Annotated in this window: 10 protein-coding genes; 3 read left to right on the top strand and 7 right to left on the bottom strand. The window is 33.4% G+C overall.

From position 1 onward, the window contains the following. Positions 1-12: 12 nt before the first annotated feature. Together WH188_RS04785 and WH188_RS04780 are read right to left on the bottom strand one after the other, a co-directional pair. Complete coding sequence (locus tag WH188_RS04785; protein WP_339423367.1) at positions 13-918, bottom strand: hypothetical protein; 906 nt, start codon at positions 916-918, stop codon at positions 13-15. 503 nt (positions 919-1,421) lie between these two features. Continuing rightward, positions 1,422-2,834, bottom strand: a complete 1,413-nt coding sequence (locus tag WH188_RS04780; protein WP_339423366.1) for an MFS transporter — start codon at positions 2,832-2,834, stop codon at positions 1,422-1,424. 143 nt (positions 2,835-2,977) lie between these two features. Here WH188_RS04780 and WH188_RS04775 point away from each other — a divergent pair, with 143 nt between their 5' ends. Further along, on the top strand, positions 2,978-3,451 hold the full coding sequence (locus WH188_RS04775; RefSeq protein WP_132841647.1) for an Lrp/AsnC family transcriptional regulator: 474 nt from the start codon (positions 2,978-2,980) through the stop codon (positions 3,449-3,451). A gap of 92 nt (positions 3,452-3,543) precedes the next feature. Here the strand turns inward: WH188_RS04775 and WH188_RS04770 are convergent, their stop codons facing one another. After that, positions 3,544-4,293 (bottom strand): DeoR/GlpR family DNA-binding transcription regulator, encoded by a 750-nt coding sequence (locus WH188_RS04770; protein ID WP_132771392.1) that lies wholly within the window; start codon positions 4,291-4,293, stop codon positions 3,544-3,546. 97 nt (positions 4,294-4,390) lie between these two features. Here WH188_RS04770 and WH188_RS04765 point away from each other — a divergent pair, with 97 nt between their 5' ends. Beyond that, positions 4,391-4,942, top strand: a complete 552-nt coding sequence (locus tag WH188_RS04765) for a 5' nucleotidase, NT5C type (protein WP_168126047.1) — start codon at positions 4,391-4,393, stop codon at positions 4,940-4,942. Positions 4,943-4,965: 23 nt separating this feature from the next. Here the strand turns inward: WH188_RS04765 and WH188_RS04760 are convergent, their stop codons facing one another. From WH188_RS04760 to WH188_RS04750, 3 genes are all read right to left on the bottom strand, one after another. Then, the gene (locus WH188_RS04760) at positions 4,966-5,688 is read right to left on the bottom strand and encodes a phytanoyl-CoA dioxygenase family protein (protein ID WP_132841643.1); all 723 of its coding nucleotides are present in this window, start codon (positions 5,686-5,688) and stop codon (positions 4,966-4,968) included. A gap of 495 nt (positions 5,689-6,183) precedes the next feature. After that, on the bottom strand, positions 6,184-6,672 hold the full coding sequence (locus WH188_RS04755) for a GNAT family N-acetyltransferase (RefSeq protein WP_168126046.1): 489 nt from the start codon (positions 6,670-6,672) through the stop codon (positions 6,184-6,186). 487 nt (positions 6,673-7,159) lie between these two features. Next, entirely contained in the window at positions 7,160-7,579 is a 420-nt protein-coding gene (locus WH188_RS04750; RefSeq protein WP_168126045.1) for a MarR family winged helix-turn-helix transcriptional regulator, read from the bottom strand. Positions 7,580-7,629: 50 nt separating this feature from the next. On the opposite strand from WH188_RS04750, the gene WH188_RS04745 reads away from it, so the two are divergent. Beyond that, complete coding sequence (locus tag WH188_RS04745) at positions 7,630-9,885, top strand: ATP-binding cassette domain-containing protein (RefSeq protein ID WP_168126044.1); 2,256 nt, start codon at positions 7,630-7,632, stop codon at positions 9,883-9,885. A gap of 117 nt (positions 9,886-10,002) precedes the next feature. Here WH188_RS04745 and pepF read toward each other — a convergent pair whose 3' ends face one another. Next, entirely contained in the window at positions 10,003-11,913 is a 1,911-nt protein-coding gene (gene pepF / locus WH188_RS04740) for an oligoendopeptidase F (RefSeq protein WP_339423365.1), read from the bottom strand. Positions 11,914-11,961: the final 48 nt, after the last annotated feature.

Here is an 11,961-nt window from a genome sequence, read left to right as displayed (position 1 = left end):
TAGGCTACAAGATCAGAGCCAGGGAGTTTGATATATATCTTCGAAATTTTCAGCTTCTATCAATTCAAATCCAATAGTTTCCAGAAAATATCGTTTACCTAAATTGAATTCATCTGGCTCACTTACTTTTGGTAAGATATACCAACCCTTTTTCCTACGATTAGGGAATTTCTTGAAGTATCTCGCTCTTTCAATCAGTAACCACCTAATAAAGGTCTCATTCTCATCCATTCCCAAACCAAAAATGCAAAGGGATTTATTAAAAATTAAATGCAACCATGTTTTACAGCCCCTCCAGTTATTTACATCTTTTCCTGCGAACAATTTTCCTTCCTGTCCTTTATGGATAAGATTCCTCGCGCGCTCTACACTTCCCATATAATGCGAAAGTCCTAATCTGATACTCCTTGGATATCTGGTTAGTCCATTTATATACCAAACGCCAAAACCATCAGTTGGCAACTCTAGCTGCCTATCGCCATAATAAGTGGTCCAAGGATAAAAATCACTAAATCCTTTCGTATCGGTATAATATTGGTGAAGCGCGAGAGAGTCTGGTAGAACTGAGTCAAAATTTGTGGTTAAAACTGGTATTTCCAGTTCTCTGGCTTTCTCCATAAATATCTTGTGATGCGAAGCAAAAGGCCAATTTCCTAATAAGCTTGAAGCTTCTTTTTGAATCTGAAAATTTGAAGTAGATTCATTATCATTAGCTAAGTCTAATAAGTCATAGAACTCAGTAATAGTCATCCCTTTCGGAACCCTATTGAAAATATCAGGCGCGAACTTTTGCCATAATTTCACGAGTAGATCATCCCAAGAAATTGCACTTGGATTATTTGGATATCTATTTATACCATTTCCCACAATAAATGCAAGATCATTGGAATTATTATTAATAATATCAGTAAAAGACATTAGTCATGATTTTAGGACATTCAATTTTGGCAATATAATAAATTAAAGTATTATTTTCATTAAGTTTAAATCAATATTTATTAATGAAAAACAAGCTTGTTTAGTCCTAATAAAAAGAAAATAAATCTTATTCATTTTAAGATTAAACTTACAAGCATTAAGTGCTCTAATAAAGCAATTCTGAGATGCTAATAAAAGTTCTCATCAAATTACTCATAAAATCAATCTTTCATTGTTTTTAATTTAATTAAATCTTCCAACAATTGGTTCGAAGTAAGTCCAACGGGGAGCACTACTTAAAAAAATCCTCATCAAAAAATGAGGATTTTTCTTTTTTATAAAGCGTAATAAGTAAATAATCCTAAAAATTATCTCCATTAAACTCTGCGATATTTAGAATAATACAGGTCTTCTCATGGTTAATTATTTAAATACTTTCACCTTTAAGCAGTGATCAATTTCCAAAAATAAACTGTCGCAGAGAGACGGTAATCAAGTTTTCATCATTCAGAAGCGACTTCACATGAAGTAATAGCGACAACCTCAGTTTTTTCGTCTTTTAATTCTTTAACCATTAAATACCTCAATATACTCATAGCAACAATAGCGTAACCCGCCAAGATAGCTAAACTTAAATGATCCACGGCCAGTGTTGAGGGGAAAAGCTGACTCATTAAAGTCATAAATGACAATCCGATTCCTGCTCCCAAAAAATAGCTTGTACTGGTTAAACTTGAAGCAACACCATAATGAACGGCCTCTACATCACGAATACCTAAGATCGATAAACTTGTAAAACAAATCGTCATTCCAATCCCTGAAATACATGCTGCCCCAAATAAAACAGTTTGTAGGGGATGATCTAAATAAATGGATACCAGTAAAGATAAAGCTCCTAATAGCATAAAAGACCAGCCCAGGATACCCATTTGCGTAGGATAAAATTTTCGGCAAATATAAGGCAATATAAATTTAGCTACCAATGCAGACATAATACTGAAAGGAACCAGCATTAAACCTGCAGAAGCGGCGCTGTGATGCATATCTTTCTGAAGCATCAAAGAAATCAAAAATAAAAATCCTATAAAGAATGCGCCTAGTGTAAAAAATGCAAGATTTGAAGCCATTAATGATTTATACCTGAATAATTTGAGATCAATTAATGGCTGTGATACTGTTCTTAAACGATGGATCACAACACTCAGTAAAAGAATAGCTAACAGCAATGAACCAACTATTAATATTGGACTCTCTTTGATGTGTATGAGTTCATGTGTCCCATAGGTTAAACTTAAGAGTCCTAAGACAAGCAGTAATCCGGAAATACCGTCTGTCTTCTGAACATTTTGAGCCTTTTCATCTGTAGGTAAATAATAATATGCTAGAATTAATGTGATCAAAAGAATCGGTACATTAATCAGAAAAACCCAGTGCCAGCTTAAGTAGGTACTGATGAGCCCTCCCACTGATAATCCACTTCCCGATCCTATTGCTGCAAAAGAACTAAAAACTCCCAACGCACGGTTCCTTTCTTGGTTTTCGGTAAAAGTATTGGTGACAATTGATAAGGATGACGGCATAATAAAAGCAGCGCCAAGCCCTTGCAAAGCTCGGAATAAAGCCAGTACCTCAAAATTAGGTGAAAGCCCTGCTCCTAGTGAGGCTAACATAAAAATCATTCCCCCTAAAAGAAATAATTTTTTACGTCCTATCTCATCAGAAAGTTTACCTCCAATAATCAGAAAGCCTCCAAAAAACAACACATACAGGGTCTGTAACCACTGAACCTTTTCTGCTCCGATATTAAATTGCTCTTGAATAGAGGGAATAGTGAGATTAATAATTGCGATATCCAACGCTTCAACAAAAGTTCCTATCGATGCCAGTATTAATATTAAATTTCTCCTTGTTCCCATACCATTCAAATTTCCTGCAAAATTAAAATTATTGGAACATACTATAAAATTACTTCTTAAATTTGGAACAATTAATTAATTTAGATAAATTACAAAGAACAAATAAACTTTAAAAACTATTTAACCACCAAATATTAGAACAAATGCCCTCAGAAAATTATACTCTAGATGAAAAAGATCTTGCTATTCTGCGCTTATTACAAAAAGATGCCAAGCTTAGTGTGCGTGATCTTTCAGCACAGATCAATCTTAGCTCTACTCCAACACATGAACGAATTAAGCGCATGGAAAAATTGGGGATTATAAAAGAATACACCGCAGTATTAGATCGCAAAAAAGTTAATAAAGGAATGATGGTCATCTGTATGATTGCACTAAATGCCCACAATAAAAAAACAGCAACGAAATTTATAGAAGAAGTATGTAAATTGAATGAAGTTGTCGAATTTTACAACATCAGTGGTGATTTTGATTTTATGCTAAAAATATTGGCTCCAAATATGGATGAATTTCATGATTTTTTCGTTAATAAGCTATCTGAAATAGATGGTATCGGACAAACAAAAAGTATTTTTGTTATGAATAGTATTAAAGAGCGTACTCAGATTATCTATTAAAAGTCATTTGCATACGCACTAATTTTAGATAAAAATCTTTAAAATATCGTGTGCCATATGCGATAAGGTCATACCAAAAATATTTAGCAGTTCTATAAAATCTCAATTCCAAGTTCTCGGTATACCTGAAGCGCAGTATGATGAGGATCTGCCTCAGTAAGAATAGTATCCAGATCAGTCACAGGCCCTATACAAAAAGCTTCCGCTGTGCTGGTTTTTTCTATGGTAGACAATGCAACTGTTTTAAGAGCCTGTGCAATCATTATTTTTTTAATTTGTGCATCTTCATAATCTTTAGCTGTTATCCCAATGACATGGTGGATACTACATACGCCAAGGAAACAAATATCAGCTCGAACTGATTTCAATGTATTAATTGCATCTTCACCGATTGCGGTAAAAGAAACTTTACAGAGGCGGCCTCCGGCAAATATCACTTCAACGTTGGGATGATCTTCCAGTACACTAACTACCGGAAAACTATTGGTAACGACCGTTATTTTTAAATTTTTAGGCAGACAGGCTGCTAATGCCACAACAGAGGTCCCACCATCAAAAAATACCACATGCCCATCCCTTAAAAAGCTTAAGGCCTTTAAAGCAACAGCCTGCTTTTGTCCCAAATCGTATTTTTCACGATCCCTATAATGATGTGGACTAGGAGAATTAGCCAATGCCCCTCCTCTTACCTCTTTTAGAAGACCCTGAGATCCCAACACCTTAATATCGCGACGTACAGTATCTTCGGATACGTTTAATAGTATACTAAGCTGTTCGAGGCGAACTTTATTCTCCTTAGAAAGCTGCTTTAATATGAGCTGTAAACGTTCTTCTCTTACCATATCTCTTTATATTATATGCAAATATATAAAATAATACTTTGCAATATATTGCAAAGTATTGCAATATTTAGTATCTTTATTGCAAAACTTATTAAATATGAGAAAATCAATAGCTATTGATATGGACGGCGTCATCGCCGACACGGAACCCCATCTTATTGAATGGTACAAAAATGAAACGGGCATTTCTTTGACCCTTCAACTCATAAATGAATTAGGAGAAGATGCTGCTTTTGCTGATAAAACAGCACTGCACAAAGTACTTTATACCCAATCATTCTTTAGAACAGTACCTGTAATGGACAAAGCAATAGAAAATGTCACATTATTAATGGAAGATTATGAGATTTTTATTGTTTCTGCAGCTATGGAATTTCCCTTGTCTTTGTATGAAAAGAGAGAATGGCTACAAGAACATTTCCCTTTTATTAGCTGGAAGAATATTATCTTCTGTGGTGATAAAAGTATCATCGATACAGATTATATGATCGATGATTATTGCAAAAATCTTGATTTCTGCAAGGGAAAAGCGCTAATGTTTAACGCCTACCACAATGCGCATATCAATCATCATATCAGGATCAATCATTGGGATGAAGTGCCTAAACTGCTTAAAACACTCACTTATAGTACTGAAAATATACTGTAAAGTATATTTTCAGTTTTTGAATATCAATTAAAATTTAAGCGCTCAGCCCATTTTAATGAGGTTGGCAATACTACATTTGAAAATTCAATGTGTATTACACGCCTTTTCTTATTATTGACTGTTCTCTTCGAGCTATGTAGCAACAATGGCTTCATTAACATTACTCCACCTTGCTTAACAGAACAAGTCGTTTCAGTCTCAATATCCCAATTTATTTTTTCAGGTCGATAAATTCCCTTGACATGTGATTTAGGGATAACCTTTAAAGCGCCATTATTTTCATCGGTATCATCAAGATGAATTCTTATAGCTGTAATATTTTCTAATATGTCAATTGTCGGTTGCACTGCATATTGATTGTGTTTGGTTGTCCAAGGTCCAAAATTTTCAATTTCTATTTTCTTATCCACGGAAATAGTTAAATCTTGATGATAAGATACGTACCAGTTAGAAGTCTCAGGTTTATCAAAATAAATGCTCTTTACTACGAAAAAATTATTGCCGATCATTTTTTGCAAAAGTGACCTAAAATTATCAGTAAATATTAGTGAAATGGTTTCTGGAATTTCTTTCAGAAACTGTCTAATAGCAAATAAGTCCTTAGTTTTTCTGAATGTGTCTTTTGAAGTGTCAACTTTATTAATTGCATCAATAATATTATTTATTTCTTCTTTAGAATAGATATTGTTAATCACATTGAAACCATGATCTAAAAGATCTTGCCTATTTTTTTCAAGATCTTCCATATTACTAGCATTTTTCATTATTGAACTTTGAGATTACATAAACGCATAAAAAATTTTGCCAAATACAATTTACTAAAGATAATAAAAAACAATATCAAAGCTTTCTATTCTGGGTCTTTCGAATTTTGACCTTATACAATGAAAGCTAATAAGAAACTTTTCGATATCATATCTTAATTATTAAATAATGCACTACATCAAATTACTATTTTTTTAGTCACAATCACAGGGAGTAATAAGTTCAATTGTAGTAAAGCTTTTATTTAAATCTTGCTAGCAAAACTTGTAAAATCCAACATTCTTTTTGCTATAAGCTCAAACTCTTAAGCATTAATTTCATTTCTATAGGGATGATTAAAAAATGATCATTTTAATGAAACGTCGTTATTTATTTAAAAATCTACGGAAACTACTACGCATAAGTTAAGCTAAAAAATGCTATAATCCATTAGATTGTCACTGTTGGCATAAAGAGAAAGAGGTGATTGCTTAATTTCAGTGCAGTCTTTTTAACATGAGTTTTTCTGTCGGCAATCCTTCCTCGAAACCTTTAAAATAGGTCTTAAATCCTAACTTTTCTAATATTTTTTTTGAAGCCAGATTATGAGGATCAATAATTCCAATAATATCTAATTGGGGAAATAATCTATTTGCTGTATCTATTACCGCTTGACCAACAGCACATCCATAACCCTTCCCCCAAAACTCCTTATTTATGACATACCCGATTTCAAGGACGTTACAATCATTACTGCTATATGCTAACTTACAATATCCGATATACAGATTTCCGTTGTCAAATACTTTAAAATAACCCAGATCATCTTCATTACGATTGACTTCAATTATCGCCTCAAACTTTTCCTTAACCTGAACTTCTGTCCAGCCTTTTCCAGTTATATATTTCATAATCTCATCATCAAGGAGTAGCGGTTTAAATAGATCAAAATCATCCGATGTATACTTAACAAGTGTTATATTCATTGCAGTTTTTTCGTAAAATATACATGATCTTAACTAAATTTGACACTAAAAACTTTAAAAATCCATTCAATAAAAATTAAAGCACTTATTTTTAAAGAATTAATAGGCGTTTCCTGAGTCTTTAGTGGTGAGAAATTAGTAATCAATATCGCTTTGAATACCAATATTAAAATTTGAAATGGACTAAAAAATTTTAGAAGCGAACTTCTTAAATAATGTGAAAAAACTCGCAGATAAATTTGAGAAATCACCAGACTTTCTGCGGGATCGACCATTTGTCGATGAATAGTAAAGAATGTATTTTACGAAATACTGAAGAGATTATGGACTATAATAAGTACCCACTTGATCCAATTTTTTTTATCCGAAAAATAATCCTTGATTTTGTATAGCGTTTATATTGTATGGTAATGAAAAGCATAAGCTAAATCAATTATTAAAAAAAGGATAACGAGCTAAAAAAGTAGGAGCAACATTTTTTAATTTCCTATTTATGGTCTTCCAAAGCTTTCTTCAACAATGAGGTAAATGTTATAAGTTCATTGGCTGAAAGATTTGACGAAAATTGCTTAGTTAAATTTTTTCTAAAGGTTTCAGAATTGTCAACAATGAATTTTCCTTTATCAGTTGCAGTTAAAATATAATTTCGCCTGTCTACCTCACTCTGTATTTGTTTTAGCAACTCATTTTGAATTAAAAACTTCAACTGCTTAGAAATAGCGGCTTGACTAACATTCAATGCTACTGCAATCTGTTTAGCAGTAGCATCTTTTTTTCGATACACAAACTCTATGATGTTATAATGGGTTGCTGTAATACCAATATAATCGCCCTTATTCATGTTCGCCAAAATGAAACATTGGAAGTCTGTAAATACAGTAAAAAATTCTTTTTCAATCTTTTTCATAAAAAAACACTTAACTTAGTTAAGTAGTTGCAAAGTTAAGTAAATTAGTTATGAATAATATTATTATAACAAATGCTAGGCAGAATAATCTCAAAAATGTTTCTCTTCAAATTCCGAAGCATAAAATAACGGTATTTACGGGTATCTCGGGTTCAGGAAAATCATCACTCGTATTTGAAACAATTGGCGCAGAGGCACAACGTCAGATAAATGAAACACAGAATAGTTTTATACGTACACGAATGCAACATTATGGTATACCGGATGTCGATAAAATTGAAAATCTGAATGTCCCCATTATTATCAATCAAAAGAGAATAGGCGGAAATGCGCGTTCAACAGTTGGTACCATAACTGATATCTACGCGTCTTTACGATTGCTATTTTCTAGATTAGGTTCGCCATTTGTAGGTTATTCTAATGTTTTTTCATTTAACAATCCACTCGGCATGTGCCTAAACTGCGAAGGTTTGGGTTATGAGCAAACTATTAATATTAATACTTTAATCAATAAAGAAAAATCCCTAAATGAAGGCGGAATTCAGTTTCCCACTTTTCAACCTGGAGGATGGAGGTTAACTAGATATACCTTGTCAGGATATTTTGATAACGACAAGAAAATAAAAGATTATTCAGATAAAGAATGGGAAATATTACTTTATTCAAAAGAACATAAACCTAAAAACCCAAATAAAGATTGGGGAAAAACAGTGAAATATGAAGGGCTCATACCACGTATTGAAAAAGCATTTTTAAAAAAAGATTCAAAAGAAAATACAATCAGAAAAAATGACCTTCAACACATTACCACAAGCAGAATATGCGCAGTATGCAAAGGTAAAAGATTAAATAAAAAGGTACTCTCCTGTAAAATAAATGGTAAAAACATAGCCGATTGTACTGCTCTTTCAGTTGACGATTTAATGGAATTTATTCAATCGACAAACTCAAACACCTATGATATTATTGTAAAAGAGCTTATTAAGAAATTAAATAATATGATTAACATAGGCCTGCAGTACTTAACCCTCGATAGAAAAACAGATACGCTTTCGGGAGGAGAATCCCAACGGATTAAAATGGTAAAAAGTCTAGGCAATAGTTTAGTGGATCTACTGTATATTTTTGATGAACCGAGCATTGGGCTTCATCCAAAAGATTTACAAAATATTACTTCCATTATTGAACAAATTAGAGATAAAGGTAATACCATTCTGATTGTTGAGCATGATCCAGATTTAATCAAGATCGCAGATTTGATCATTGATATGGGACCCGGATCAGGAAAAAATGGCGGTGAAGTTATCTATAAAGGAACTTTTAAAGAACTTAAAAATTCATTAGGAAAAACGGGCTTATATTTTGCAAAGAAAACCAAAATTAAAACTGATCCAAAAATTGGAAAAGAATATCTAGAAATTAAGCAAGCGACCTTACATAACTTGAAGGGTATTGATTTAAAAATCCCTAAAAATATTATGACAGTAGTCACTGGCGTTGCAGGCTCAGGAAAAAGTACATTAATCAGCAAAGTTTTGCCGGATTACTATAAAGATGCAACAATTATCGACCAGTCCTTATTTACAGCTAGTCCCCGGTCAAATTTACTCACTTACTTGAATCTATCTGATAAGGTCAGAAAATCATTTGCTCGAGCCAATCAGGTTTCTGATAAAAAATTCAGTAGGAACAGTGAGGGCGCCTGTGAAAACTGTAAAGGACTGGGCATGGAGCGGATAGACTTAGCATTTATGGATGACATTGAGCAAGTCTGTGAAGTTTGCTGTGGTTCCGGATTTAATCCCCAGGTATTGGAATATAAATACAAGGGTAAAAATATATTTGATGTACTGAACTTTACTATACCGGAAGCTATACAATTTTTTGATGATCCGATATACCTTGAAAAGTTTGAAATACTTTTAAAATTAGGCTTAGATTATCTCACACTCGGACAACGTATGGATAGCTTTTCTGGGGGAGAAAGACAACGTTTAAAACTCACGAAAGAATTAAACAACACAAATAAAATCATCATTATGGATGAACCCAGTACAGGACTACATCCAAGTGATACGGAAAAGTTACTATCTCTTTTTGAGGAATTAATTGAAAGAAATAACACATTAATTATAGTAGAACATAATTTGGAAATTATTGCTCAGGCAGATTGGATTATCGATATCGGTCCGGGTGCTGGTAAATGTGGGGGTAATGTTATTTTTGAAGGTAACGTAGAACAACTTTTAAAAAATAAAAAATCGTACACTGCCGAATATCTCAAAAAACATTTAAAATGGAGATAAAAATAATCGACTATAATTCCCTTTTGTTTAACTCTTTGTATTGGTTAAAAACCAGATGAAATAGAAAAAATAAAAGCCGCAATAATACGGCTTTTATTTTTTGTTAAAATTTAATCCTTATTTCCCCTGTCTGCTTAGAATAGATTCCATCTCAGCCATGACTTTATTAATTTTTGCAATCGTCAAATCAAAAGGTTCAGAAGTATTCATATCCACACCTGCATCGACAAGAAGATCAACAGGATATTTTGTACTTCCCGAAGCTAAGAAATTCAGGTATTTCTTACGATCTGCATCCGTTCCACGCAGGACTTTTTCGGAAAGAGCTGTTGATGCAGTAAAAGATGTCGCATACTGATAAACGTAAAAGTTATAATAAAAATGTGGAATGTAAGACCATTCTGATTTCACATTGTCATCAACGACACAAATATTTTGATCATGACCATAATACTTTTTCGTTAGAGCCAGATACATCGTATCAAAGTCTTCTCCAGTGAGTGCCCCCCCCTTTGCTACTTTATCATGGATCATATATTCGAACTCAGCAAACTGAGTCTGACGGAACAATGTTCCTTTTGCGCCTTCAAGATAATTTCCAAGAATAGCAAGTCTAGTTTCATCGTCCTTTATCTGCTTCAGCATATAATCATTCAATAACTCTTCATTTAAAGTCGAAGCCACTTCTGCAACAAAAATTGAATAATCTGAGTTAGCATAATGTTGCTTCTTATTGGTCAAATAACTATGCATGGTATGTCCCAATTCATGAGTCAGCGTAGACATATCATTGTACTTGCCGTTATAATTCATGAGGATATACGGATGTACATCGTACCCAGAACCATTAGAATATGCACCTGACCTTTTTCCTTCGTTAGGATACATGTCAATCCATCTTTCTTCGAATGCTTTTTTGGAAACTTCTATATAATCAGTCCCTAAAGGCTTCAAAGATTTTAAAATATTCTCTTCAGCTTCTTCTACCGTATAAGATAAATCGACTTTCGCAACCAAAGGAGCATAAAGATCATAATAATGCAGTGTATCCACTCCCATCATGCGTTTACGGAGGTTTAAATAACGATGAAAGGTCTTCAAATTTCCATTTACATTTTTTATAAGATTATGAAAAACATCTGTCGGAATATTACCGCCATCTAATGCCATTTTTAAGGTACTGTCGTAGTTTCGGGCTTTTGTTGCAAACAATGCCGCATTGATATTTCCATATAACTGCGCTCCAAATGTTCTTTGAAACTCATTCAGTTTACCAAAATAAGTGGCAAATGCTTTACTGCGAACTCCCCGGTCTTCACTCGCTCTATATAATGCAAAATTAGCAGCGTTAAGCTTTACGCGTTCACCGTTCAAATCGACCTCTGGATATGGAAACTCAGCATTTATAAAGGTGCTATAGATATTGGCAGCATTACCGGACATTAAAGAAGAATATGCCAATACTTTTTCAACTTCCTCAGAACCTCTATGGGCGCGTTTGCGAAGTAAATCTGTCAGGTAAAACTTATAAGTTACCAACGCTTTTTCTTTTGCCAAAAATGCGCTAAGCTGATTTTCTTTTAAAGTCAGCAATTCCGGTTCCAGGTATGAAGTCAAAGCGCCATATTCTGAAAAAAGCTGTTGCAATTCTTGATTCATCCCTGCATACTTAGTTACTCGGGTATTTTGATCAGCTTTCATCGAAGCATAAGATGAGAGACGAGCCATATCCTTGATAAGCGAACTATTCAGCTCTAATGCTTGCAATAAAACGTTCGAAGATTGTGTAAGCTTACCTTTGTATGAAGCCGCTTCTTTCATCTTTTGTTGTAAACGTTCCTTTTCTGTTTTCCAAACGTCATCTGTAGCATAAAGATGAGACAAATCCCATTTATATTTTTCAGGTAATTCTTCGCGAACTTTCATCTGACTTACTGCAATTGTTGTTGAGAACAGCATCACCGTTGTGATCAATTGTGTTTTTTTACGCATAATGTATGTAAATAGTGTTCCCAATTTACAAAACATCTTTTAGATTTTTATAGCACCAACAAGATCAGTCCATAAATTTATAGT

It is taken from the genome of Sphingobacterium sp. MYb388, from assembly GCF_037479535.1.
Classification (GTDB): domain Bacteria; phylum Bacteroidota; class Bacteroidia; order Sphingobacteriales; family Sphingobacteriaceae; genus Sphingobacterium; species Sphingobacterium anhuiense.
Note: the sequence above shows the minus strand (reverse complement) of the source record. Positions and strands in the feature narration are given on the sequence as shown.